General features: G+C 40.7%; 24 protein-coding genes, 4 tRNA genes and 1 riboswitch. Of the genes, 10 read left to right on the forward strand and 18 right to left on the reverse strand.

Annotated elements, in window-relative coordinates; translation table 11 throughout:
- The first annotated feature begins 310 nt into the window (after positions 1–310).
- The 3 genes from yfiR to yfiB are packed head-to-tail and all read left to right on the forward strand — an operon-like array spanning position 311 to position 2,528.
- The gene (gene yfiR / locus BBP83_RS03175) at positions 311–820 is read left to right on the forward strand and encodes a regulatory sequestration protein YfiR (RefSeq protein ID WP_078055387.1); all 510 of its coding nucleotides are present in this window, start codon (positions 311–313) and stop codon (positions 818–820) included.
- On the forward strand, positions 817–2,055 hold the full coding sequence (gene dgcN / locus BBP83_RS03180; RefSeq protein WP_068885974.1) for a diguanylate cyclase DgcN/YfiN: 1,239 nt from the start codon (positions 817–819) through the stop codon (positions 2,053–2,055). Before yfiR ends, dgcN begins: the two co-directional genes overlap by 4 nt.
- Positions 2,049–2,528, forward strand: a complete 480-nt coding sequence (gene yfiB, locus BBP83_RS03185) for an outer membrane lipoprotein YfiB (RefSeq protein WP_068885975.1) — start codon at positions 2,049–2,051, stop codon at positions 2,526–2,528. The genes dgcN and yfiB overlap by 7 nt, the downstream gene beginning before the upstream one ends.
- Before the next feature lie 123 nt (positions 2,529–2,651).
- Here the strand turns inward: yfiB and BBP83_RS03190 are convergent.
- The 8 genes from BBP83_RS03190 to secA form a co-directional block, all read right to left on the reverse strand.
- A tRNA-Pro gene (locus BBP83_RS03190) sits at positions 2,652–2,728 on the reverse strand.
- A 17-nt stretch (positions 2,729–2,745) separates the two neighbouring features.
- Positions 2,746–2,821, reverse strand: a tRNA-His gene (locus BBP83_RS03195).
- Positions 2,822–2,858: 37 nt separating this feature from the next.
- Positions 2,859–2,935 (reverse strand) — tRNA-Arg (locus tag BBP83_RS03200).
- 46 nt (positions 2,936–2,981) lie between these two features.
- Positions 2,982–3,058: transfer RNA gene (locus BBP83_RS03205), tRNA-Pro, on the reverse strand.
- 152 nt (positions 3,059–3,210) lie between these two features.
- Positions 3,211–4,278 (reverse strand): quinolinate synthase NadA, encoded by a 1,068-nt coding sequence (nadA, locus tag BBP83_RS03210; RefSeq protein WP_068885976.1) that lies wholly within the window; start codon positions 4,276–4,278, stop codon positions 3,211–3,213.
- Positions 4,279–4,433: 155 nt separating this feature from the next.
- Positions 4,434–5,654: a bifunctional glutamate N-acetyltransferase/amino-acid acetyltransferase ArgJ gene (gene argJ, locus BBP83_RS03215; RefSeq protein ID WP_068885977.1), complete on the reverse strand. Its 1,221-nt coding sequence runs from the start codon at positions 5,652–5,654 to the stop codon at positions 4,434–4,436.
- A gap of 161 nt (positions 5,655–5,815) precedes the next feature.
- The gene (locus BBP83_RS03220) at positions 5,816–6,172 is read right to left on the reverse strand and encodes a hypothetical protein (protein ID WP_068885978.1); all 357 of its coding nucleotides are present in this window, start codon (positions 6,170–6,172) and stop codon (positions 5,816–5,818) included.
- A gap of 138 nt (positions 6,173–6,310) precedes the next feature.
- Complete coding sequence (gene secA, locus BBP83_RS03225; protein WP_068885979.1) at positions 6,311–9,034, reverse strand: preprotein translocase subunit SecA; 2,724 nt, start codon at positions 9,032–9,034, stop codon at positions 6,311–6,313.
- A gap of 335 nt (positions 9,035–9,369) precedes the next feature.
- On the opposite strand from secA, the gene BBP83_RS03230 reads away from it, so the two are divergent.
- The 3 genes from BBP83_RS03230 to BBP83_RS03240 all read left to right on the forward strand — a co-directional run bounded on the left by BBP83_RS03230 (position 9,370) and on the right by BBP83_RS03240 (position 11,574).
- Positions 9,370–10,005, forward strand: coding sequence for a peroxiredoxin (locus tag BBP83_RS03230; protein ID WP_068885980.1), 636 nt, complete (start codon positions 9,370–9,372; stop codon positions 10,003–10,005).
- A gap of 178 nt (positions 10,006–10,183) precedes the next feature.
- A complete protein-coding gene (locus BBP83_RS03235; protein ID WP_068886022.1) occupies positions 10,184–11,002 on the forward strand; it encodes an MBL fold metallo-hydrolase in 819 nt (272 codons plus the stop codon).
- Positions 10,999–11,574, forward strand: coding sequence for a dual specificity protein phosphatase family protein (locus BBP83_RS03240; protein WP_068885981.1), 576 nt, complete (start codon positions 10,999–11,001; stop codon positions 11,572–11,574). Before BBP83_RS03235 ends, BBP83_RS03240 begins: the two co-directional genes overlap by 4 nt.
- Positions 11,575–11,593: 19 nt before the next feature.
- On the opposite strand, the gene BBP83_RS03245 is transcribed toward BBP83_RS03240, so the two are convergent.
- The 5 genes from BBP83_RS03245 to BBP83_RS15230 form a co-directional block, all read right to left on the reverse strand.
- Positions 11,594–12,601: an SPOR domain-containing protein gene (locus tag BBP83_RS03245; RefSeq protein WP_068886023.1), complete on the reverse strand. Its 1,008-nt coding sequence runs from the start codon at positions 12,599–12,601 to the stop codon at positions 11,594–11,596.
- Complete coding sequence (gene folC, locus BBP83_RS03250) at positions 12,598–13,881, reverse strand: bifunctional tetrahydrofolate synthase/dihydrofolate synthase (protein ID WP_068885982.1); 1,284 nt, start codon at positions 13,879–13,881, stop codon at positions 12,598–12,600. The genes BBP83_RS03245 and folC overlap by 4 nt, the downstream gene beginning before the upstream one ends.
- Complete coding sequence (gene accD, locus BBP83_RS03255; RefSeq protein ID WP_068885983.1) at positions 13,878–14,774, reverse strand: acetyl-CoA carboxylase, carboxyltransferase subunit beta; 897 nt, start codon at positions 14,772–14,774, stop codon at positions 13,878–13,880. Before accD ends, folC begins: the two co-directional genes overlap by 4 nt.
- Positions 14,771–15,574, reverse strand: a complete 804-nt coding sequence (trpA, locus tag BBP83_RS03260; protein ID WP_068885984.1) for a tryptophan synthase subunit alpha — start codon at positions 15,572–15,574, stop codon at positions 14,771–14,773. The genes accD and trpA overlap by 4 nt, the downstream gene beginning before the upstream one ends.
- Positions 15,575–15,745: 171 nt before the next feature.
- Complete coding sequence (locus BBP83_RS15230) at positions 15,746–16,006, reverse strand: hypothetical protein (RefSeq protein ID WP_171258028.1); 261 nt, start codon at positions 16,004–16,006, stop codon at positions 15,746–15,748.
- Here BBP83_RS15230 and BBP83_RS03270 point away from each other — a divergent pair.
- A complete protein-coding gene (locus BBP83_RS03270) occupies positions 15,933–17,270 on the forward strand; it encodes a Na+/H+ antiporter NhaC family protein (protein WP_068885986.1) in 1,338 nt (445 codons plus the stop codon). The genes BBP83_RS15230 and BBP83_RS03270 overlap by 74 nt on opposite strands.
- Positions 17,271–17,385: 115 nt before the next feature.
- Here BBP83_RS03270 and BBP83_RS03275 read toward each other — a convergent pair whose 3' ends face one another.
- Positions 17,386–18,408, reverse strand: a complete 1,023-nt coding sequence (locus BBP83_RS03275; protein ID WP_068885987.1) for an AraC family transcriptional regulator ligand-binding domain-containing protein — start codon at positions 18,406–18,408, stop codon at positions 17,386–17,388.
- A 137-nt stretch (positions 18,409–18,545) separates the two neighbouring features.
- Here BBP83_RS03275 and BBP83_RS03280 point away from each other — a divergent pair, with 137 nt between their 5' ends.
- Positions 18,546–19,427 (forward strand): metal-dependent hydrolase, encoded by an 882-nt coding sequence (locus BBP83_RS03280; protein ID WP_068885988.1) that lies wholly within the window; start codon positions 18,546–18,548, stop codon positions 19,425–19,427.
- A 66-nt stretch (positions 19,428–19,493) separates the two neighbouring features.
- Here BBP83_RS03280 and BBP83_RS03285 read toward each other — a convergent pair whose 3' ends face one another.
- The 4 genes from BBP83_RS03285 to BBP83_RS03300 form a co-directional block, all read right to left on the reverse strand.
- A complete protein-coding gene (locus BBP83_RS03285; RefSeq protein ID WP_068885989.1) occupies positions 19,494–20,486 on the reverse strand; it encodes a DUF2804 domain-containing protein in 993 nt (330 codons plus the stop codon).
- A 159-nt stretch (positions 20,487–20,645) separates the two neighbouring features.
- A complete protein-coding gene (locus tag BBP83_RS03290) occupies positions 20,646–21,179 on the reverse strand; it encodes a DUF1543 domain-containing protein (protein WP_068885990.1) in 534 nt (177 codons plus the stop codon).
- Positions 21,180–21,742: 563 nt separating this feature from the next.
- Positions 21,743–22,969, reverse strand: a complete 1,227-nt coding sequence (trpB, locus tag BBP83_RS03295; protein ID WP_068885991.1) for a tryptophan synthase subunit beta — start codon at positions 22,967–22,969, stop codon at positions 21,743–21,745.
- Complete coding sequence (locus BBP83_RS03300; RefSeq protein ID WP_068885992.1) at positions 22,953–23,594, reverse strand: phosphoribosylanthranilate isomerase; 642 nt, start codon at positions 23,592–23,594, stop codon at positions 22,953–22,955. The genes trpB and BBP83_RS03300 overlap by 17 nt, the downstream gene beginning before the upstream one ends.
- A 153-nt stretch (positions 23,595–23,747) precedes the next feature.
- A riboswitch (cobalamin riboswitch) is annotated at positions 23,748–23,952 on the forward strand.
- Positions 23,953–23,987: 35 nt separating this feature from the next.
- Between BBP83_RS03300 and BBP83_RS03305 the strand changes: the two genes are divergently transcribed.
- Together BBP83_RS03305 and BBP83_RS03310 are read left to right on the forward strand one after the other, a co-directional pair.
- The gene (locus tag BBP83_RS03305) at positions 23,988–25,853 is read left to right on the forward strand and encodes a TonB-dependent receptor plug domain-containing protein (RefSeq protein WP_068885993.1); all 1,866 of its coding nucleotides are present in this window, start codon (positions 23,988–23,990) and stop codon (positions 25,851–25,853) included.
- 95 nt (positions 25,854–25,948) lie between these two features.
- Entirely contained in the window at positions 25,949–26,527 is a 579-nt protein-coding gene (locus BBP83_RS03310) for a cob(I)yrinic acid a,c-diamide adenosyltransferase (protein ID WP_068885994.1), read from the forward strand.
- The last annotated feature ends 67 nt before the right edge of the window (positions 26,528–26,594 follow it).

A 26,594-nucleotide genomic window follows, 5' to 3' on the forward strand; every position in this document is an offset into this window, starting at 1 on the left:
TACTACTCTCTTTCAGAGAATAGTCAACAGGTTTTATTGATTATTTTCAAACTCCTTCAAGATCCTTAGAATTAACCCTTAAGCCAACCCCTTGTTTCTCAACAAGTTTTAATCAACATCACCGCCGATGGATGTGCATTCTACAGTATTCCCAATCCAACACAACCCCCTTTTTTAATTATTTTATTAAAAATAACTCGAATGGTTATTTATTCCGCAAAAATGCGCGTTTATAGACTATTTTTAGCGCTAGGTTTATTTTTAAAACTTAGATACACTTATTTTCACACATTTATTTCATTACTTTGACATGGCTTATAAGCTAAAAAAAAGTGCATTTCTCTTCCCTACTGTCATTTTATGCTTATGTAGTAGTGTTTATGCTGCACCGACCACCAACCTATATAACACTACATTTTCCATTCTAAGCTATGCAAAATGGAATACACCAACACCTGAAATATGTGTCATCAATAACCCCACTTTGTCGCAACAATTTCGAAACAATGAACCAGAGCATACCAATTACAAAATTTCAGCTATTCAGACTACCGATATCAAACATTCACTCTGTCAGGTTTTAATCTTCTCAACATTATCACCTAAAGAAGAACAACATCTGCTAAATACAGCTGTGAACTTTCCAGCGCTCTCTATGAGTATCAATAATACTGATTGCGAAATTGGAAGTACTTTCTGCCTATATAAGCGCAATAAAAATATCGCATTCAAAGTAAATTTAGACAGCCTTACGCAATCCAAAGTACATATTGATCCGCGTGTCCTATTGCTTGCAAAGCCTACGGAGCCTAAAGAATGAAACAGCTCTATAAGCCAATAACATTACATCAACTCTTCACACGCTCCCAACTCACGATCTTTATCTTAACCTTTACCATCTGCTCAGCTATTTTTTTGGTTATTTCAACCTACACCATGAATGCTTATGCGAAAAGTAGCTTAAAAATTTTAACTGCAACACTAAATGAAAGAGTTCAACCTGCTGTGGTATTCAATGACCAGATCACCATGAATCAAATCCTAACCGAATATGTTCAGCAGTACCCGATTCGCTATATTGAAATCAGTTCGTTACAAAATCAAGTTTTGGCGCACGCTAAGCAAAGTAATTTTACATATTTTTCTAGCCAATCCTTTCTTGACTATGTGTTTTACCATCAGCCCATTCGCATGGAAATTCGTCACGATCAAAAGCTTTATGGCAATTTAATGGTCTATGGTAATTCTTCCGAACTGGTCAGTTTTTTTCATAAAATTTTATTGGCGTTATTGATTGGTTTTCTTTTACTTTTGGTCGCGGTGTATTGGTCAGTTAATTCGGTCTATCAGTATTTAATGCAATCTGTTCAATCAATTGTCGAATCCGCACGAACCATAAGTATCAAAAAAAACTATAATTTACGGGTTTCAAACTCAGATATTCAAGAACTCCAAGTACTTAGTACCGCCTTTAACGGCTTATTAAGTGAAATTGAACAATCCAATCAAAATTTAATCTCTGAAAATGACAAACTTATACATCAATCCAAACACGATCTACTGACTTTACTCCCTAACCGTTGTTATTTTTACGAAGTATTATTTAAATTCTTTGAAAGCCCACAACCACAAAACGCGGCGATAATTTTTTTAAATATAAATCAATTTAGCAAAGTAAATACTCAATTTGGGCGCTTAACAGGAGATGCCGTTTTACGTGCATCCTCATACTGTATAAAACAAATTTTGCCATCAAATGCATTTTTTTCAAGATTAGGTGCAGATGAATTTGCGCTAATCATTCCCAATGTCACCAACACAGTCGAAATTGAATCACACTGTCAGCGTATTCAAGAGTGTTTTACATCAACCTTTGTTTATGAACAGCATCAAATCTCGTTAAACATCAATATGGGTATCGCATTGGTACAGCTTGCCAAAACGCCTGAAGATTTAATTGCGAGCGTTGATCATGCGCTATCCAAAGCAAAGAAACTGAATGAAAAGTGGTATATCTCCCCACAATCCAAGCAAACCATAGGCTCGACATGTTAAAAAAAACATTCATCATTTTTTCTATTTTCACCCTCAGCACAGTCTTAACTGCATGTATGAGCTTAGGAAACCTAAGCTACAAACAAGCACATATGCTCAAGAAAGAAGGTTTTGTCTTGAGTAATGAGGGATGGACACTGGCCCTGCCTGAACGTCTGCTATTTAATTTTGATGATTTCCAAATTCAGGAAAATCAAAAACATAAATTAGCAACCCTTTCAAAGCAATTGAATGCCTATCAATTAGAAAAAGTGAAGTTTGTAGGACATACTGATAATATCGGCCAAGCCAGTTATAACCAACAGCTCTCAGAAAAGCGCGCACAAAGTGTTGCAACAATATTCCTAGCCAATGGCTTCCAGCAACAGAATATTCACATTATTGGCCGAGGTGCAGAGCAACCTTTGGTTGATAATGATACAGATGAACATCGGGCGAAAAATAGACGGGTGAATATTACAATTATTCCTTAATAGGAATTTTATTCACAAAGCCTCCATTGCGGGGGCTTTTTTATTTATCACAAGATTATATTGTCAAATTTCAGGCATAAAAAAACCGCTTTCGCGGTATCCTTTATTGACCATTTTAATAAATGGTCGGAACAGTAGGATTCGAACCTACGACCCCCTGGTCCCAAACCAGGTGCGCTACCAGACTGCGCCATGCTCCGATTTCAACTTTTAAAGTTGGGGTGAATGACGGGATTCGAACCCGCGACAACTGGAATCACAATCCAGGGCTCTACCAACTGAGCTACATCCACCATTACACATTGGGTTCTACATACCAAGCCACCAAAATGGTGCGCCTGACAGGATTCGAACCTGTGACCATCCGCTTAGAAGGCGGATGCTCTATCCTACTGAGCTACAGGCGCATGAACAATGATACTTAATATCATAAATCCCTTTGCCTTGAAGAATTGGTCGGAACAGTAGGATTCGAACCTACGACCCCCTGGTCCCAAACCAGGTGCGCTACCAGACTGCGCCATGCTCCGTTCATCTCAGCTTTACCGTATCGCATATCATGCGGTACGGTGTGCATTCTAGGCGTGACGCCTTAAGACGTCAACACCTATCTTTAAAAAAAATCAAAAAACCACCTCAACTGCTTATTTAGCAAGCACTTTAAGCATTTTTTAATCAAATTTTAACGTTTTAGATTGGCACTAAAGCCCAACATGCGGTCTAAAGGCAATTTAGCTCGCTCTGACAACGCTGGATCAACGAATATTTCCTGATCGCCTTGCTGTAAAACCTGCAAAATACCATCTAATTCATTCATGGCCATCCAAGGACAATGCGCGCACGAACGGCATGTTGCACCCTCACCCGCTGTTGGTGCTTCAACAAGGATTTTATTCGGAACAGCTTGTTGCATTTTATAAAAAATACCACGGTCTGTCGCCACAATTAAGTGTTCATTGGGTAAGGTTTGCGCCGCTTTAATTAACTGAGAGGTACTGCCTACAGCATCTGCAATATCAACAACCGACTCAGGAGACTCTGGGTGCACCAAAACCGCAGCTTCAGGATACAGCGCTTTCATATTGGCAATACCGCGGGCACGAAACTCTTCATGTACAATACATGCGCCATCCCACAGCAACATTTCTGCGCCTGTTTTCTTTTGGATATAACGCCCTAAATGCTGATCGGGTGCCCAAATGATTTTTTCACCCAAACTATCTAGATGCTCTACAATTTCCACTGCACAGCTAGAAGTAACGACCCAATCCGCACGTGCCTTAACGGCTGCAGATGTATTGGCATAGACCACAACCGTGTAATCTGGGTGAGCATCACAAAATGCGGTAAATTCATCAACAGGACAACCCAAGTCTAAAGAACAAGTGGCTTCTAAAGTTGGCATTAACACTGTTTTTTCTGGCGATAAAATTTTTGAGGTTTCACCCATGAATTTCACCCCAGCAACCACCAGTGTTGTTGCCTCGTGATCACGCCCAAAACGCGCCATTTCTAAAGAGTCAGACACACAACCGCCTGATAATTCAGCCAACTCTTGAACTTCAGGATCACAATAATAATGCGCCACCAGCACAGCATTGCGCTTTTTTAATTCTGCTTGAATCAATGCAAATTTTTCAAGCTTCGCTTCCTGACTTAAAAGATGTGCCTTTGTTTCACCCAATTGGTCCAAATGCGCTTGCACGATAGATTTTGCTTCGTTGGCAATTAAGTTGTTTGAGTCGTTCATAACAAAATTTTCTCTGTCCTTAGTGTCCACACCATTTGCTGGACGGCATCTAACTTAGCTATCAAAAATGACATATTGGTTATTTTGACCAGTCATTAGAAAGCTATTTTTATAAAAAAGCCTCACAACGGAGGCTTTTTAAAATCATTTAAAACTCAAGAGCGATAATCTGCATTAATTTTCACATAGTCGTAGGACAAGTCACAGGTATATACCGTGTCTTGAGCATGACCACGCCCCAAGTCTACACGAATTGTAATTTCAGACTTTGACATTTCGCGCGCACCCGCTTCTTCTGTATAATCCGTGGCGGCACCACCATCTTTACAGATTTGCACATCGCCTAACCACACTTGAATGTGTTCAACATCTAAATTTGGTACACCCGCATAACCAATGGCGGCCAAAATACGCCCCCAATTTGGGTCAGAAGCAAAGATTGCCGTTTTCACCAAAGGGGAATGTGCAATGCTATACGCCACATCACAACATTCCTGAGTATTTCCACCACCTTCTACCGCGATGGTAATGAATTTTGTTGCACCTTCGCCATCACGGATAATTAACTGTGCCAAACGCTTCATGACACGTGTCAATACGTCTTCAACCACGGCATAACGTGCATCAGTTTGAGAAGTAATTTCGGAACCACCTGCCTGTCCCGTAGCCGCAAAGATGCATGAATCATTGGTGGATGTATCACCGTCCACCGTAATCCGGTTAAATGAAACATTCACCGCATTGTTAAGCAGTTGTTGTACTAAATCACGGCTGATTGGTGCATCGGTTGCAACATAGCTCAGCATGGTGGCCATATTCGGGCGAATCATCCCCGCACCTTTAGAAATACCGGTCATGCTGTAAGTCACACCATCCAGTTCAAACTGTTCAGATGCACCCTTTGGCGTGGTATCCGTGGTCATAATACCTGTTGCAGCATCTAACCAAGCCTCTGCTTTAAGAGAATCTAAGGCTGGTTGTAACCCCGTAACTAAACGATCAATTGGAAGTTGTTCACCAATCACACCCGTTGAAAATGGTAAAACTTCTACTTCCTGCACACTTGCCAGTTCTGCTAATTTGGCGCAAGCCGCTTGTGCATTGATCATACCCATTTTGCCCGTACCCGCATTGGCATTGCCGGTATTAATGACCAAATAGCGTGGATTGGTTACTTCTAAATGGGCTTTTGAGATATGTACAGGCGCTGCGCAAAATGCATTTTGCGTAAAAACACCCGCAACATGAGTACCTTCTGAAAATTCAAAAATGACGAGGTCACGTCGGTTCTGATAGCGTACATACGCTTCAGCAGAACCAATTTTAACCCCTTTTACCGCATGCATTTGCGGCATTGTTACGTCACCCACGGCCATTTTTAAATATCCATTACAGTTAATGAAGAAAAATACAGCTTAGTTCAAAATGCTTCAAAAATCGAGCACCCAGCTTATTTTTCGCCAGTTTTTCTAAACCTGTTTTTAAATACAAAAAAGCCAGTCATAAGACTGGCTTCTATTACTTACAAATCACAAGATTAATTACGCGCCAATTGACCCGTTTGATTTAATAATGCTTGCTTGGCTTTTTGCTGACTGGCATCTGATAATGCAGGATTTGATGCCACAATTCGGTCTGCATTTGCAGAGTTAGCTGCAGTAATTGCAACAGTTTGCATCACAATTGGACGGTTCGGATCTGCAAAGGTATAGCGAATACCTGTACGTGGGCTAGCAACGGTAATCTGTCCGTCTGCACCCACTTGTACTTGTGCTGTCGTTGGGCCAATGGCCTGTTTTACTTTTCCAGGAGTTGTCGTTTGAGCCGAATTTGCAAATACAAAAGTAGGCATTGCAAGCGCCATAATCATGAATGGCTGTAATACTTTTTTCATTGTCTATTCCGTTTTCCGGTTATCAATACGAAACTAAATAACACTTAATTTGTCGAACTGCAAACACTATTACGTACTTGATATTTTCATACCCATAAAAAAATCAGAGCACGAGGGCTCTGATTCCTTCAGTATCAATTAAATTTTACCGTGACACTGCTTGTATTTCAGACCTGAACCACATGGACAAGGCGAATTACGACTTTCAGGCGCTGAAATGACTTGATCACCTGAAACTGGATAGAATTGTGTATCAACCTCAGTAACATCGTCGGCCAATAAACCATCAAATTCAGCATGAGACAAATTCAAGTGCATCGCATCTGCTTGTGCTTGTTTCTGTGCTTCCATTTCTGCCAGTTCTTCGGCTGTTGGTACATGAACACGCGACAAGTCAGTCACGACATCCGATTTAATCACTGCCAGCATATTTACGAACAAATTAAAGGCTTCTTTTTTGTACTCTTGCTCAGGATTTTTCTGTGCATAACCACGTAAATGAATCCCTTGACGTAAATAATCCATCGCCGCTAAATGTTCTTTCCAATGGCGGTCGAGTGCATTTAATAAGAAGTAACGTTCCAACTGTGCAGAAGATTCTTCGCCCATTTGCTCACGGCGTGCGTGATAACGTGAAAGAACTTCATCGGTAATACGTGCAACCAAACCTTCTTCATCTAAACGACGGTCTTGTTCCAACCATTCATGAATAGATAAATCCACCGATAGATCTTCGCGTAGTGCTTTTTCCAGTCCGTCAATATCCCATTGATCATGAATAGATTCAGGTGGAATATACACCTCAATCACGCCTTTCATAACATCGCTGATCATACCTTCGATGTATTCTTGTAATGATTTTTCAGCAAGAATATCATCACGCTGAGAGTAAATAATTTTACGTTGTTCGTTATTTACATCATCATATTTCAATAGGTTTTTACGAATATCGAAGTTACGTGCTTCAACTTTACGTTGTGCATTTTCAATTGAACGTGACACCATTTTATGTTCAATGGCTTCATCTTCTTGCAAGCCCATTGCACGCATCATCGCAACTACACGATCACCCGCAAAAATACGCATCAAATCATCTTCAAGAGATAAATAGAAACGTGAAACGCCCGGATCACCCTGACGGCCTGCACGACCACGAAGCTGATTATCAATACGGCGTGATTCGTGACGTTCAGAACCAATAATGTGTAAACCACCAGAGTTTAAAACCATTTCATGGCTTTGTTCCCACTCTGCTTTTAAACGCGCTTCATCTTCAGCGGTTGGCTCTGCAATTTTAGCCAGCGTCGCTTTCCAGTTACCACCGAGCAAAATATCCGTACCACGGCCTGCCATGTTCGTGGCAATGGTTACTGCACGAGGCGAACCCGCTTGGGCAATAATATCAGCTTCACGCTCATGTTGTTTCGCATTCAACACTTCATGTGTAATGCCTGCTTCTCTCAATTTATCCGACAGAATTTCAGACGCTTCAATGGTTGCTGTACCAATCAAAATTGGTGCAACACCTGCTTCATGCACACGCTGAATTTCTTGAATAATCGCGTTGTATTTACCGTTACGATTTAAATAAATCAAATCATTTTGGTCATTACGGATCATTGGACGATGTGTTGGAATCAACACCACATCTAAACCATAAATTTCTTTCATTTCGGCAGCTTCAGTATCTGCTGTACCCGTCATGCCTGAAAGTTTTTTGTATAAACGGAAATAGTTCTGGAAGGTTGTCGTGGCTAAAGTTTGATTTTCTGGTTGAATTTCCAAACCTTCTTTGGCTTCTACTGCTTGATGCAGACCTTCAGACCAACGACGGCCGGGCATGGTACGACCCGTATTTTCATCAACAATAATCACTTCACCATCTTTGATGATGTATTGCACATTGCGTTGATACAAATAATGCGCACGAATGGCCGCAGACACGTGGTGAACCAAGTTTAAGTTTGCAGAAGAATATAAGCTCTCGCCTTCTGCCAATAAACCCATTTGAATTAAAGCATCTTCGACTGTTTCATAACCAATTTCAGTCATTTCTACAGTACGTTGCTTTTCATCAATCCAAAAGTGTCCACCATCAGCGACTTTTTCTTCTTTTTGCGGACGCAATGTCGGCGGAATTGAATTAATAGCAGCATAAAGCTGTGAAGAGTCTTCACTTTGACCTGAAATAATCAACGGTGTACGTGCTTCGTCAATTAAGATCGAATCGACTTCATCGATAATGGTATAAGTTAAGCCACGCTGTTTTTTCTCTGCAAGAGAAAAAACCATGTTGTCACGCAAATAATCAAAACCGAATTCGTTATTGGTACCGTAAGTAATATCTGCACGATATGCTTGGGCTTTTTCAGTCGGATCTTGCATTGAGTAAATAATACCAATGCTTAAACCTAGAAATTCAAATAATGGTCGGTTAAGTTCAGCATCACGTTGCGCCAAATAGTCGTTCACGGTAATCACGTGAACGCCTTCATCACTCAAGGCGTTTAAATAACACGCCAACGTACCCATGAGAGTTTTACCTTCACCAGTACGCATTTCTGCAACTTTACCTTCGTGAAGTGTGATACCACCAATCAACTGTACATCATAGTGACGCATGCCCATGACACGCTTGGCCGCTTCACGGCAAACCGCAAATGCTTCTGGCATTAATTTATCTAAGCTTTCGCCTTTGTTATAGCGTTGTTTGAATTCTTCAGTTTTTGCAGATAGGTCTGCATCGTTTAGTGCAGATATCGTCGGCTCGAGCGCATTAATCTTATCTACGATTTTACGCATGCGTTTGAGTTCGCGCTCATTTTTTGTACCGAAGATACCTCCGATCAGACTTGCCAACATGAATAGACTCTCTAAATCTTGCTTGTCAAATGAATATGTTTTCTTAGTCGTTATTATGGTGCTTGAAATTTGAAGTACAAGGGCTTTGCACAAAAACCCATTAAAAAAATCTCATCTCTCATTTCAGCACGAGTAACCTAAGGCAAAGTAATGTAGCAAATTTTATACAGCGTATATAGTCAAGGCCGAATGAGTTTTATGAATATTTAACCATTTTCAACAATATCTTTTTCATTTTATTCATAAAGAAATTCAAAAATAGTATTTCCCTTCGCATAAAACTACGCCATATTAATCCTTACCACCATACATAAAATCTATAATGAGGCACGAAGATGAGTTTACGCTTAGGAGATACCGCTCCCGATTTCACCCAAGAATCGAGTGAAGGAAATATTCATTTTTATGACTATTTAGGTGATAGCTGGGGCATTCTATTTTCACATCCTGCTGACTACACCCCTGTCTGCACCACGGAACTGGGTTATACCGCAAAACTAAAAGATGAGTTTGAAAAACGTGGCGTAAAAGCCATTGCGTTATCCGTTGATGATGTTGAATCCCATAAAGGCTGGATTAACGATATTAATGAAACGCAAAACACCACCGTAAATTTTCCCATTATTGCAGACCAAGACCGCAAGGTTTCTACGCTGTATGACTTTATTCACCCAAATGCCAGTGAAACCCTCACTGTTCGCTCTTTGGTTATTATTGACCCGAATAAAAAAGTCCGATTAATCATCACTTATCCGGCATCTACAGGTCGTAATTTCCATGAAATTTTACGGGTTGTCGATTCATTACAACTCACCGACAACCACAAAGTTGCCACCCCAGCCAACTGGCAACAAGGTGAAGACGTGGTAATTGTACCCTCTTTAAAAGATGAAGCAGAAATTCAACAACGTTTTCCAAAAGGCTATAAAGCCGTAAAACCCTATTTACGTCTTACGCCTCAGCCTGAATAAAAAAGATCAAAAGCCTTCAAGATGCATGACGAGCCTATCTTGATAATGTCTATAGCCTGTTTTCGAACAGGCTTTTTACATGCATTTTATGCGACAACTTACATAGCCCAAACAAATTCCACTTGGTGAAATTTTCTGCATCAGCTATAAAGAATAAAATCTTTAAAAAAATATGACTGTGATTTATAAAATTCATCATTTGCACTGTGGCACCATGTGTCCAGTCTGCGGGCCATTGTTTGGGCAAAATCATTTTTTGGCTACAGTAGTGTGCCATTGTCTGCTATTAGAAACCGATCAAGGGCTTGTACTGGTAGATACTGGCTTAGGTATTCAAGATTACCTACATACCAAACAGCGCTTAGGGAGCTTTGTGGCACGCTTTGGTCGTATTGAACATCATTTAGAATTGTCTGCAATTGCACAAATTCAACAACTTGGCTTTAGCCCCAAAGATGTAAAACACATTCTAATCTCTCATTTAGACTTTGATCATGCAGGAGGAATTTCAGATTTTCCACAGGCCACCGTGCATGTCTTGTCAAATGAATACAATGCAACGCAAAACTTAAATTCACTTAAAAATAAAGCCCGTTATAAACCCCAACAATTTCAGCAGCACAAATATTGGAATTTTTTAGAACCAACTCGCGGTGAAAATTGGTTTAATTTGCACCGTGTACAAGGTTTTTCTATCTTTCAAGATGATATTTTAATGATTCCTTTAGCAGGACATACCACTGGACATTGTGGCATTGCTATTCGGCAAGCTGAAGGCTGGCTGTTTTTTTGTGGGGATGCCTACTACTCTCACCTCCAACTCAACCCTCAATCTTCCCTAAAAGCCTTGAATCAATTAGAACGTCTGTTCGCTGTCGACAACCGACAACGCATAGACAACCTCAAGAAAATCCAGATATTGGCTCAAACAGAAAATCATATTGAAATTATTTGCGCACATGATCCAGTTGAATTGGCACGTTATAAAACCCTATGAAAAATATATTAATAATTTCCATTTTAACCTTTAGTTTATCAGGCTGTATTACAACGACAACTTGGCCCGATCAACAACGTCCTCAGCATTGGGGAACTGCAATTGATGCTCAATATAATCTTTATCAAATCAGCGATTTTGTTTACCGCAGTGAGCAACCCAGTGCAAACCTTATTTCTACATTAAAAGCACAAGATATACACATGGTGATTAATTTACGCAGTAGAGATAGCGATCCACAACATCTGAGTCCGAAGGAATTTCAGTTGGTGCATATCCCCATCAATACATGGGCCATTTCACGTGAAGATTTATTACAGGTGATGCAAGCCATTCAACAAGCGAAGAACCATCAGCAAAAAGCATTGATTCATTGTTATCACGGCTCTGACCGAACAGGTGCCAGTATTGCGATGTATCGGATTATTTTTGAAAATTGGACGACTGAAGATGCGCTCAATGAGATGAAGCATGGTGGCTATGGCTTTCATCCAATTTGGGTCAATATAGAAAAGTTATTCAGTCCTGAAAATATAAAATGGATCCGCCAGCAACTGACGAATCCATCTTAATAAATCACGGTGTCACAGATTAACGTTTATTGAGTGGCACCCAATCAATCACCCACGCCGATTTCATCCCCAAACTCGCATCGGCTGTAATCTTCTTCCGTGCGTTATCTGCTGTATCACGGTCTTTCGATGGGCCGACCATAATACGAATCCCTTTGGAAGTCGGACTTTTGGTCACCTGATAGCCTTTGGCTTTTAATTTAGATGCAACAGCATCTGCATTGGCTTCATTGGCTGCCAGTGCAACTTGTACCATCCACTGCTTGTCGCCATGCTCTAATAAATCACGGGCTTTTTCAGCTTCAGCCTTTTTTTTGGCATCTTCTTTACGTTTGGTTTCTGCCTTAAGCTGTTCATCTGCTTTACGTTTAGCATCTGCAGCTTGTTTTTCAGTTACTTTTTGCTCTGCAGCCAAACGTTCAGCTTTCTGTTTCTGCTCGGCTTGACGTTTTTCTTCTGCAATACGCTTTTCTGCTGTAATGCGTTTTTCTTCTGCAACACGCTTTTCGGCTTCAGCAGTTTTACGAGCAACATCTTGTTTGGCTTGTTCAGCCTTTTGCTGCACGACTTTCTGCTGATCTATTTTTTTTTGCGCAGCCAGTTTTTCCTCAGCAATACGTTTTTGCTTGACGGCATCATCTTCAATCAGTTCTGGTGGAATATTGTCTGAACTTTGCTGTGCAGAACGACGCGCATTCAGCTCTGCATATTCTTCTGCTGCTTTACGGGCGGCATCGGCTTCGGCTTGCTGTTGCATCGCCAAAAACTCAGCCGCACGTGCTTCTTGCTCTGCCACAGACTTTTCACGAGTTTGACGCTGTGCTTCTAATAAGCGTTTTTCAGTTTCGACATCCACCGTCAACCCAGAAGTATTGCTATTGGTATTCTTTGGATTAGCTTCTACTGTGTCTGGTGCGTGTAATTTATTTTGATGAATTTCATCCGTGCCTTTTAACAGCAATGCGGTCAACAGCACACCGCCACTTAGTAAAACAACACCGCCCATCCAGCGCTGTTTGTTATTCATTGACATTCTTTCAAATACTCCCATACCGCTTCTAAAGTATGAAATGATCCACATACCAAAATCAGCTGATTATTTTTTGTTTCATTTAAAGCTGATTTAAAAGCTAATTTTACACTGTCATACTGTTGTACCGACTGTCCCTGCAAAGCAATCTCTAATTGCATAACATCCGCAGACCGTGGCACATCCAACGGTGCAATTTTCCACATTAATATAGTATTTTTCAACAAGCTAACGACTGAATTGATGTCTTTATCGCTAAGCATAGAAAAAACACTGATCACCTCTGTATATTGTTTATTGTATTCTAAAAAATTTCGCAATTGCTTTAACAAAAATTCAACGCCATGAGGGTTATGTCCAGCGTCAAAAATGACAGTTTTATCGGCAATTTTTCTAATTTCAAAACGCCCTTGCAGTTGTGCGGTTTGGATACCTTGTGCAATGGCCTGTTGTGAAACCACCAAGCCACTCAATAAAATGGCAGCCACAGCAGTAGAAATATTTTCCAGTGCTAAGCGACCTATCGGTAATTTTAGAGTTGTGCCCGAAGAGGCAAACATCCAAGACTGACCGTCTTCAGTAGATTGATAAAAATAATCGCGGTTCACTGCATATAAGGGTGCTTGGCATTCATTGGCTTTATGTTGAATGGCCAAAGGTAAATCCTGCACACCACCAAAAACTACGGGAATATTCGGACGAATAATCCCTGCTTTTTCAAATGCAATTTGCTCAATGCTGTCGCCTAACCAATCGGTATGATCTAAACCAATATTGGTAATGACGGCAATATTTGGGTCGATAACATTGACCACGTCTAAACGTCCGCCCAAACCCACTTCCAGCACCCAAACATCACATTGCTCTTGTTTAAAAACAACAAAAGCCGCCAATGTTGTGGCCTCAAAGAAAGAAAGACTTAATGCACACTGACGACGTGCTTGATCGACTTGTACAAAGGCATCAATCAAGGTTTGATTATCGACTTCTACACCAGCCAATTTAACCCGTTCATTAAAACGATAAATATGCGGTGATTGATACAAACCCACCTTATAGCCTTGCTCATTTAAAATAGCTGCTAAAGTAGTGGTGGTAGACCCCTTGCCGTTGGTTCCCGCTACGGTAAAAACTTTGGCTTGTGGACGCATTACTCCCAGTGCTTCTGCAACTGGAATCACGCGTTCTAAACCTAAATCAATGCCTGTAACATGAACATGGCTCCAATATTCGAGCCATGTATTTAAAGAATCGGTTGCAAGAGGTGCTGTGTTCAAGTCAAGTTCATCAATTTAGCGACAATACGGTAAACTGTATCACGTAATGCATGACGATGAACAATTTGATCGATTACACCATGATCAAGCAAATATTCGGCGCGTTGGAACGGTTCTTCCAATTTTTCGCGTACGGTTTGCTCAATAACACGCTTGCCCGCAAAACCAATCATGGCTTTTGGTTCAGCAATATGTACATCGCCCAACATGGCTAAAGAGGCTGTTACACCGCCATAGACAGGATGTGTTAACACAACGATATACGGTAAACCTGCTTCTTTCATTTTTTGAATAGCTGCAGACGTACGTGCCATTTGCATTAAAGACAACATGCCTTCTTGCATACGCGCACCGCCAGAGGCAGCAAAGCAAATCAACGGTTGTTTGTTTTCAATGGCGCGTTCTGCCGCTTGCACAAAACGGTCGCCGACCACAGAACCCATTGAACCGCCCATGAAATCAAATTCAAAAGCACAGGCAATTAAAGGCACGCCTTTTAATACACCTTGCATAACCACCAAGGCTTCAGTTTCACCTGTTTTCTTTTGCGCTTCTGCCATACGCTCTGGATAAGGCTTGCTGTCGACAAAATTTAGTGGATCTTTGGCTTTAAATTCTTGACCTAATTCCATTTTCACTTGATCAAAGAACCAATTTAATCGTTCACGTGCTTTCATACGTAAATGTTCGTCACATTGCGGACAAACATAGGCATTGAAAGACATGGCTGTACGGGTCACTAAAGCATGACACTCAGGGCATTCAATAGTAGGTTCTGTAAAAGTGGCTTTCAGCACTTGTTGCTCATCTGGCATATGAATGCCAGGTACGCCACGGTCCGTCCAAGGTGTAGCCGGACTAAGAATTTTCCCTGATTTCACGTCTTGACTCATACTAATTCATCGAGCGCGGCTCGAAGCTCCTTAACTTTATTCACCGTTGCTATAACGGCTTGTTCTGGGGCTAAGCTGGCAAACTGTTTTACAAAAGCACTTCCGACAATCACAGCATCTGCTGCAACACCCATTGCTTTGGCAGAGGCCGCATCACTAATACCAAACCCAACACCAACAGGAACATTGGTATACGATTTAATTTTTTGGATACGATTGGCTGCTTCGGCAACATCTAAAGTGGCTGCACCTGTAACCCCTTTCAGGGAAACATAGTAAATAAAACCGCTTGCCTGTTTGACAACATGCTGAATACGCTCATCTGTCGTGGTCGGTGCAAGCAAGAAGATTTGATCCATACCGTATTTTTGTAATACGTCAGCTAAATCTTTTGCTTCTTCTGGTGGTAAGTCCACCAAAAGTACACCATCTACACCACATTCATTGGCATACGCCACAAACTTTTCATAACCAATTACTTCAACAGGGTTTAAATAGCCCATTAAGACCACAGGTGTTTCTGTGTCATTTTGACGGAACTCTTTCACCATGTTTAATGCATCAAGGGTATTGGTACCACCTGCCAATGCGCGTTCAGCTGCTAGCGCAATCACAGGGCCATCTGCCATAGGGTCAGAGAACGGCAAGCCTAATTCAATAACATCTACACCAGCCTCAACCATGCTATGCAATAAAGGCACAGTCACTTGCGGATGAGGGTCACCAGCCATTACATAAGAAACCAAAGCTTTACGCTGCTGAGATTTAAGTGCTTCAAAACGTGTGGCTAAACGTGACATAGGACTATACTTTCCTTGAATGGTTCAAAACGAGTGGGCTTTGTAAAAATACAAGACATCGCATTGTAACGCTATTTTTCATCCATTGAATATGGGTGAGAGCATTTCTGTCCGTATTTCTATTGCATGTATAACTTCCAGAACAATCCGAAAGCAACATTTACGGATATTTCAGCCTTTTTCACAATGATCAAAGATGCCTAAATTCACTAAATTACAAAATGTTAAGCTTTTCACCAAAGTTAATTTTATTGCTAAAAAATTGATATAAATAATATATTTAGCTTTTACATTTAATTTTTTCTGAAATAGCAAAACCTGCTTTATACTATGACCATTGTTTTTCTTTTTATCTCCTATGACCTCCAACTCCCAAGCTAAAGTGCAGGCACGTGCCTTTGCACTGATGCCACTTATTGTTTTTTTAGCCATTTTTTTAGGCAGTGGTATCTATCATTCCGTCATTGGTACTGAGTTTGCTTTTTACCAAATTAAAGCGCCCGTGGCGGCACTTCCTGCCATTATTTTAGCGGTACTACTTTATAAGGGTCGCTTAAATGATGGGATTGACGCCTTTTTAAAAGGGGCGAGTCATCCGAATCTGATTTTAATGTTCATGGTCTTTATGTTGGCAGGTGCTTTTGCCAGTGTCAGCAGTGCCATTGGCAGTGTCGATGCAACCGTGCAACTTGGACTGTCAATTATTTCACCCGAATATGTCCTTCCAATGCTGTTCATTATTTCAGCTTTTGTTGCCACCGCTATGGGCACGTCTATGGGCACCATTGCAGCCTGTGCCCCCATTGCCTTTGGCTTTACGCAAGCCACGGACATTGATGCTGTCTACGCCATTGGTGCTGTGGTCGGTGGTGCCATGTTTGGCGACAATTTATCGATGATTTCGGACACCACTATTGCTGCAACCACAAGCTTAAAGGTGCAACTGCGTGACAAATTTAGAGTCAATGTCTGGATTGCTGTTCCTGCATCCATTGTCAGTCTCCTGCTCTATATGAACATCAGCCATGGTTCGCAAGCCATTCAATTTAAAGATTACGATATCTGGCTAATTTTGCCTTATGTGGCAGTGTTCTTTTTGGCATTTAGTCGCTTACATGTGTTGGCCGTTTTGACTGTTGGTGTCATTTTATCCGGCGTGATGGGACTAACCAACCAAGCCGATTTCTCCCTATTAAAACTAAATAATGCCATTTATGATGGTTTTTTAAGCATGTTTGAAGTGGCCATGCTCTCAATGTTTTTAGGTGGATTATCGGCAATTATGCAACGTGAAGGTGGCTTAGAATGGCTTATTCAGCGCATCTATAGCCTCACTCGATTATTAAAAGTCAGCAAACAACGAGCAGGTGAATTCGGCATTAGTTTTTTGGTGGTTTTTTCCAACTTATTCGTTGCAAACAATACCGTTGCCATTATTCTTTCTGGCGATATGGCACGTGAAGTGGCTCTTGAATATGGTGTAGACCCAAAACGTGCGGCCGCCTTTATGGATATTTTTTCTTGTATCACCCAAGGTTTAATTCCATATGGTGCGCAACTTCTTTTGGCCTGTTCGATTGCTAAAATATCTCCTGTAGAGCTGATTGGTAGCATTTACTACTGTTGGGTTTTAGCTATCTTTGCCATTTTAGCAATTATTTTTCGCTATCCCCAATTGCCACAAAAAGTGAGCTAAAGCCTTCAGTTGATAACTTCTTTGTAGATCAGTTTAGTTTCGTTTATGACAAAATAAAAATACCTCTAAACTGGTTTACAACGCCTTCAACTTGATTGATTGACCAGAAAAACCACTATTTCAATTGCTTCTTGCGTTGCATAAGGGTCTGACCAGAAAATGCTTTATACGCGCGAGCCAAGGCCGATTGATCTGAATAGCCCAACTGCATAGCGATATCGCTGAAAGAGATGCCCTGCACTAATAATTGTTCGCAGCGTTTCATTCGTTCTGTTTCTAATACTTTTTTAAATGAACTATTCTGTGTATTGAGCTGTCGTTGCAAAGTTCGAATCGACCAATGCAGTTCATCGGCAATTATTTCAATTTTTGGTACGTTTGCATGTAAGCGAATATACGCAGCAATATGTAGATGAACCTGCTGTAAAATATGTTCAAAATGGGGCTTGGCCGCAATGGCTTCTTCCGCCTGCTTCAAAAGCAATTGCATTAGCGATGGATCTGCCAATTCAGATTTTAAATCTAAACTGTCTGAACTAATGGCCAATGAATATTCAGAATGGGAAAATTCAACTTGGCAACCAAAGAATTTTTCGTAGTGATAACGCACCATTTGCGGTGCATGCGCAAACTGTATACTTAGCAGTTGTAAGGATGCAGGGAAAATTTGTTTGGCTAAATGTGCCATACAAGCCAAAGTTAGCTCATTCACCATGGCATATTTTTCATCTAACCGTGGCCAAGTTAAATAAATTGCTTTGCCCTGATGAAGGATTTGCATAGGAATCACCTCTGCGCCATCAATCACCAAACGACTAAAACGCAAAATATACTGCAAGGCTTCCGCCACACTATTACTGCGTGTGGCCATATAGCCCAACACCCCGAAATGTTCAGCACGAATAAACTTGGCCATTTCTAAAATAAGTTGTGGACAATCTAAGTGTTGGCGCGTCTGCTCAATCACTGCTTCAAAAAAATGATACGGAGATTGTGAATCAATAGGCAATGTTAGTACGCGGTGTAATTCACGCTGATACGGCAACAGAAAATTTAGACTCTCTTCATCTAGCTTTTGTTCTGAAAGATACATTTTCCAGAGCTGGAAGTAACCATTGGGTATTTGCAATTCCAGCATCAGCCTACTCCATTTTTATTTTGACATAGACAATTTTCACTATGGCATTAAATGTATAAAAATTGGCAATATCTGTCAAAACATCTGCTCATCTCTCCGACATACTGTAGCCATTACAGGCAATTTAAGTAAAAAAAATGAATGCCCATGTTCAATACCCTCAGGTTAGCCCTGTTGTTCGCAGTCAATTAAATTTTAAACTTGATGAAGTGCCCCGTTTTTGGTTTGGTGGCGACCCGTACATAACTCGCATGTTTGATGCACTTAGTTTGACCTTTCCCGATGGAGAGCGCTATTTTATTGAAAGCGTGCGTCTGTTCCGCGACAAAATTACCGATGCCGATTTACAACAACGCGTGGCAGATTTTATTCGTCAAGAAGCACAGCATGGCATGGCACATGACAAAATGAATCAAGTGATGAAAGAGCAAGGGATGCCTGTTGAGCAATTTATTCGACGCTTAAATAAAATCTTTAAATTTGAGCTAAAGAACCGTTCTGCACAGTACAACATTGCTATGACAGCAGCTGCAGAGCATTTGACTGCACTGATGGCCGAGACTTTCTTTGGAAACAAAAGCACCTTAAAAGATGCCCACCCCTATGTGCGCGCATTATTGGCTTGGCATGCCATTGAGGAAATGGAACATCGTGATGTGGCCTTTGACGTGATGAAACAAGTCGGTCAGGTGCCTGAATCTACACGTAAATTTGCTTTAGCCTTTACCACTTTGATGATGTTTGGCTTTACCATCTATCGCACCAATATTATGCTGAAATATGATGGTTTTAGTTGGCGGGAACGTCTGCAAATGAATATGAAAGGATTACCTTGGTTTTTTGGCAAAAATGGGACATTGACCTCAATGAGTAAACCATACCGAGACTGGTTTAAAGCCGATTTCCATCCCAATCAACACCCCATTATTGCGCAATACAATGTCTGGATTGATACCCTAGAAGCAACCGGTGACCCAATTCAAGCGGGCGAAGCCTTTTGGCACGCAGCCAAAGACTGACCTATCTTTTTAGCATTTCATTTGTGCAAATATACGCCCTATTCACTGTGTAATATGGCGTATTTTTTACCATTTTGCGTAATGCTGTTCCAATAATCCATATTCATTTAACAACACAATTTCTTGATCATCTTGCTGAATCGTTCCAGTGACTTTTGCTTGCCATTGGCTAAATTGACTACCAACCAATCTTAAGTTGAGGTTTTCATAACGGCGCCAACCGGTAGAAACCATTAAATTTAATTTATTGTCTAATGAACAAATCGTCCATTGGTTTTCATTCTGTTGTTGGAACAACACATCCGACATCGGATACAGCACGCCATTAATCCACAAGCAATTTTCATTGCCAAAACTTTCATTGACCCCAGATGCAAGGTTAATACCGACACGATTATTCTGTGTATCCCAAAAATTACAAGACAGCCAAAACCATGCCGTTTCTGGACGTAAAAAACCACATGTATCATCTAATGAAGCAAAAGTGCGCTCATTAAACTGAATAATTTCACCTTGTTTATTTTTAAAGAAACCTTCACAGCCCAATGTTGTGAGTTTCTGGGTATACGTCCAGCCATTAATACCCGTTGGACTACACATGCTAAGCGGGTCTGTTCCTGCACAAAAGACACGGGCACTGAGTTGTAGCTCACCATGTTTACTGACTTGAATATAACGGACGCCATTGGCGTGCTGAATATCAATTTGCACACCCGATTTAGAAAAATGACTTTGATTATATGGGGGTTGTTCATCAAGCACGGTATTGGCCGCGAGTAAATTAATGGTATTCCATTCCGTAACTTCATCTTTTAAATGATCATAAATATAGACAAAACCATGCCCCGCCCATGCAATATCTGCAATGGCTAAACCAATGGTGTAATGTTCATGTTGAATGCTACAAAATTTAAATTTTTTATATTTTAATCGTTTACGCCAACCCGTCAGCACCTTCCCATAGGGGGTTTTATAAATATATTGATTGAAATCAATATACTGAGGCAAGGTACTAAATCTGCCATAATGGGGCTGTCCATTGGGTTTTATTAAATCCATTTATTCAAATCCGTGGAATAAATTATAGAAAAATCCTTAGACTTATTATGCCTATATTTTTTAAGCTGAACAGTCTAAGCATCTAATTTCTGTAAAAAAGTACAAAAAAATGCCATTCATTTGCTCAATCTAAGCATCATTTTATGATCTATTTTTTAATTAGAGCCTAAAGTTCAATGACGCATCAATGGTTAAGTACGTATTCTCCCAATAGTTTCCAGAGAATGCGCCTTCAACCAACTGAATATAGTGTCCATACACCTGGTCAATGGCAATACAATCATCGACATCTAGTACACGGTCGGTATGTTGCTTTTGCCAATGCTGTGCAAAATAGGCTTTACCGCGCTGTTTTGCGACCATTGCATTCTGCGCAACCACCAATACATAGCGATGCAACTCCCCAAACTCTCTTGCATCGTAACCACCTAAATTAATTAGCCAGAGTTTTTCTTCGGCTTTATTTGGCTGTGCATCGGTAAATTGAATTTGATAGTTTTTGCCTTCAAATTCAACGCCATTCATTTGCGCCCAAGCATCAATATGCAGGCCTTTTTGTTCACCAAACCATGCATGTTGAAGTTGTGGATAAACCTCTTCAAGCGAATCACCCACGGCCAAAACGACATCATGAACTTCTGTGTTGGCACGGGCATGACGACCACCAAGCATGACGATAAATAGGCTGGGCATTTTTTGCTCCTTTTCAAATTAAGATCATCATTAGATTACAGATAATAATGGATACACGCCAAACCCATCAGCAACTGTTCGAGTCAGACTAAAATTAAATAAATCATGTTTCTGCGAAGTATAAATCACATGATGCTATTCAACGAGTTTTGCTGATGAATCGTATTTTGGTTACTTTTTTAAAAGTAACATTACGAACTCCGACCATAAGATGAGTAAACGGTAAGACTCCGTCATGATAAAAATAATGCTAGATTAAAAGTATGGGAGACGCGGAGGCGACATGGATGTCGCCGTTTTACTGTGCTACAAGGATGTAGCATCAGTAAAACAAATGGTTTTGCTTACTTTTGCCAAAACAAAAGTAAGATATTCCCTACGCAAACCAATCACAATTCATCACTTAAAATGAGGAAGTGCATTTATAAATTTTCCCTCTTTTAAATTACCCAAGCCATTTTCATTAAAGTAAATAAAAAAATCGTGCTGAGCTTTTACCCAACACGATTCTTTAAATCCCCTCTCCAAACCTCCCCCAAATGGGAAAGGCTTCAAAAAAGTCATTACATCTCAACCATTTCCACGCCATCAATACGCGCAACAGTCATTAAATCTTTATCACCACGACCTGAAACCGTTGCAATAATAATCTGATCTTTTGACATGGTTGGCGCAAGTTTCGTCACATAAGCCATGGCATGTGAACTTTCTAACGCAGGAATAATCCCTTCAATCTGCGTTAAATCACGGAAGCCTTGTAGGGCTTCTTGATCATTGATCGGCACATATTCCACACGGTGCATGTCTTTTAAGAAACTATGCTCTGGGCCTACGCCTGGGTAGTCCAAACCTGCTGAAATTGAATGTGTTTCAATGATTTGACCTTGATCATCTGACATCAAGTAAGTACGGTTACCATGAAGTACACCGACATGACCTGCATTTAACGGCGCAGAATGTTTCCCTGTTTCAATGCCATAGCCAGCGGCTTCAACACCGTACATTTTTACATCTTCATCATTCAAAAATGGATAGAACAAGCCCATTGCATTTGAACCACCACCCACGCAAGCAACCAATGCATCAGGTAAGCGACCTGCTTGTTCCTGAATTTGTTTACGTGCTTCACGACCAATAATCGATTGGAAATCACGTACCAATTGTGGATACGGATGTGGCCCTGCCACTGTACCAATCACATAATACGTGCTATCGACATTAGTCACCCAATCACGCATCGCTTCATTCATGGCATCTTTGAGTGTTTTTGAACCGCTTTGCACAGGTACAACAGTTGCACCCAATAGACGCATACGATAGACGTTCATGGCTTGACGTTTTACGTCTTCTGCACCCATAAACACCACGCATTCAAGGCCTAAACGTGCAGCGATGGTTGCCGTTGCTACACCGTGTTGACCTGCACCAGTTTCTGCAATAATGCGTTTTTTACCTGATAATTTAGCAAGTAAAGCCTGACCAATGGTGTTATTCACTTTATGTGAACCTGTATGATTCAGGTCTTCACGTTTCAAATAAATTTGCGCACCACCTAACTCTTTTGACCATCGTTCAGCATGATAAAGTGGACTAGGACGACCTACATAGTAGGCGAGATCGCGGTCGAATTCTGCCAGAAATTGTTTATCATCTTTCATGCGGAAATAGAGTTTTTCTAAATCTTCTAATGCCGCCATCAAGGTTTCTGACACAAAACGTCCGCCATGGATACCGAAATGCCCTCGTTCATCGGGGAATTGGGTATAGTCAATCTTATTTTGCTGATCCACGTTGGACTCCTTGCATAAACTGTTCAATGAGTTGTTGGTCTTTAATACCTTTAGCGGATTCTACGCCTCCGCTGACATCTACTGCATAAGCATTGGTCGTCTTTATAGCGTCTTCAATATTTTCAGGCTTTAAACCACCTGCCAAAATTAAAGGAATATCGAGTTGGGGAAACTGTGCCCAATCAAAACTGTGCCCTGTTCCGCCTTTGAGTTCAGGGTGCCAAGCGTCTAAGAGTACTGCACTTGCGCCTGCTTGTTGATATTTTTTTATCGTATGAATTACATCTAAATCAGGTTTGACTTGAATGGCTTTATACCAACGACGACCGACTTGCTGAGCAATACTGGCACATTGCGGTGCTGTTTCATCACCATGAAATTGAATCAAGTCTAATGCAACTTCTTTTAAAACCAATGCAATTTCATCTACCGATGTATTGACAAACAAGCCAACAGTTTGGACATAGGCAGGCACATGCTGCACCAATATTTTTGCTTGTTGGGCTGTTACACTGCGTGGGCTGGGTGGATAAAAAACAAAGCCTATCGCATCGGCACCCGCTTCTACTGCAGATTGAATATCTTGAATTCGAGTAATTCCACAGATTTTGGCACGTGTTCGCATCATCATCGCTCTTTTTTGACGATATTTATATTTGAATCGCCAATTCATCCATTTTTAAGGCAAATCATTGTAATGCAATTTTAAAAGCTTGAGTAAAGTTCATCCTGAATATTATTTTACATACATTGTGTAATCCACATACAAACTTTATACTGCGCGCAAAATGCAACAAGTCCAAGCACTCGCTTTAGGGAAGTCGGTTAAAATCCAACACTGCCCCCGCAACGGTAAAATGAAAAGCTTATCTTTCATAAATCATAGAGATTTACATCACTGCATAGCCATGTGGGAAGGTGGATAAGTAGCTTTATTATAAGCACATTTAAGTCCGGAAACCTGCTTGTTGCCCCTCAACTCAATCATTCACGGGGGGTGAATGTATGGAGCCAAAACATGTCTACTCTTTTTAAACCTACAGCGCTTGTGGGTGCTATTGCTATTGCCATGGGTTTTTCTACTGTTACTCATGCAGAAAAGCAAACTTCCGTCAAAACATCATTAGAGACGATTGTGGTTACTGCATCACGTAGTGAAGAAAAAATTAAAGATGTTCCTGCGCGTATTACTATTATTGAACCAATAGTCCTACAACAATCTCCGATTGCTGAATTGCCTCATTTACTCATGGCTGATGCATCCATTAACATGGTTCAAAGTGGCGGTTTCGGTCAAACTGCATCTATTTTTATTCGCGGGACAAACTCCGAACATGCATTGATTTTACGTGATGGCGCACGTCTGAATACGGCATCGACAGGTGCAGCAAACTTAGCATTTTTAGACACGACAGACATTAAACAGATTGAAGTTCTCAAAGGCCCAGCTTCAGTTCTGTATGGTACAGATGCTATTGGTGGCGTGGTTCAAATTATCTCAAAAACACCTGAAAAAACAGGTGCTTTTGTGACGGCTGAAATGGGCGAGCAAAATACATATAAAACTGTTGTTGGTGCAGACCTAAAGGAAAATGGAGTCTACGCCCAAATTCGTGGTCAGCGTCTTGAAACAGATGGTTCAAAAGTCACAGATTTAAAAGGCACCAATATTGATACAGCATCATATGATCAACGTGGTTACAGTGCTAAGTTCGGTATAGATAAGCAAAATTATGCAGCATCGATAGACTACAGTATCAACGAAGGTACAAGTCAATACGATGCCTATCTGAATAATGGTTCTTTAATATCACAGGATTTTGAAAATGAAATTATTAATGCTCGTGGTCGCATAAATCTGAATGATGCTGTTGAACTGAACGCCCGCCTTTCTCAATTTAAAGATCAACTCGACCAAAAAAAATCTCCCGATTTCGTCCACAGCACGACTCAAGAAGCTGAAGCGAATGTGAAATGGAAATTCACACCACATCAAAATGTTCTTGTTGGTATCACTCATCAGCAACTTGATGGTGATGTACTCTCTTATGGTTCTCCATATAATGAAAAAGTCGATTCAACTGGCTACTTTGTTCAGCACCAATACCAGAATAATGGTTTGAATACACAGTTGGGTGTTCGTGTTGAAGATAATGAAAAATATGGTACGCATACGGTTGCACAAGGCGGTATCCGTTATCAATTACTACCGTTGACCAGTGTGTATGCCAACATCGGTACAGCATTTAAAGCACCAACTTTAAATGACATGTATGGTTTTGGTGGTAATCCGAATCTTCATCCTGAAGAAAGTATTTCCTACGAAATTGGGATTGATCAGAAGCTGAACCACAATATTTCAACAGGCTTGTCTGCGTATTACACCAAAGTTGACAACCTAATTGAGTCAAAATGTGTTGCTGTCTGTAATGGCGATTGGATAACCACTTTCCCTGTCTATCAAAATATCAACATTAACAAAGCATCTATGCGGGGCGGTGAGTTTTATGCAAAATGGCAACAAGATGACTTATTCCTGAAAACTGGGTTTAACTATGTTAAAGCCATGAATGAAGATACAGATAAAGAACTTGATCGTCGCCCACGTCGCAGTCTAACTGTCACAACAGGTCTACAAAATGAAGTTTATGGTATCAGTGCATCTTTCTCTGCAAAATCAAAAGCACAGGATTATAAGCAAACTACACCAGGTTATGCCACCGTTGACCTAAACGGTTATTGGAACATTAACCCAAATGTCAAAGTCTTTGCTAATGTGGAAAATGTCGGTGATGTTCAATACAAAACTGCTTCTTATAACCCAGGCATTTACTATGTCGATGGCGGTCGCCTTGCCTCTGCTGGTGTAACCTTTAAATACTAAGTTCACTTCAGTTTAAACAAATATTTTTAAGGATAATGCCATGCCTATGGCATTATCCTTTTTCAATTGTGCTATCCAAACTTAAAGGAATACAAATGGGACACCGTCTAAGTAAAATTTATACCCGCACAGGCGATTCAGGAACAACTGGCTTGGGCGATGGATCACGTGTAGCCAAAGATGATTTACGCATTGACGCGCTCGGCGATGTCGATGAACTGAATTCATGCATTGGGGTTTTACGTTCACAAATTGCGAACAGCAATATTGAAGATAAAGCCATTTGGGACAAATCTCTAAGCTTAATTCAACACTGGTTGTTTGACTTGGGTGGTGAGGTTTGCATTCCAAACTACCACTTGGTACAACCCGTCGCGATTGAGTTTTTAGAAAAAGAAATTGACCGTATGAATGAAGACTTACCGATGCTTAAAGACTTTATTCTTCCTGCTGGAACGTTGTCATGTAGCTATGCGCATCAAGCCCGTTCAGTCTGTCGACGTGCTGAACGCAGTCTAATGACAGTACAGACCCGCGACCAAAATATTCAAGCGCCATCATTACAACTCTTAAACCGCCTGTCCGATTGGTTGTTTGTGGCATCTCGTGCCTTACAACGCGCGGAAGGTGGTAGCGAAGTTTTATGGCAAAAAAATATTAATGAAACCATCTAAATTTGCTTTCTTATTTTTTTCTACAGTAAGACATGACCGACGCTTTGCCGTGTCTTACTTGCAATGC

The sequence above is a fragment of the Acinetobacter celticus genome (genome assembly GCF_001707755.1).
Lineage (GTDB): Bacteria > Pseudomonadota > Gammaproteobacteria > Pseudomonadales > Moraxellaceae > Acinetobacter > Acinetobacter celticus.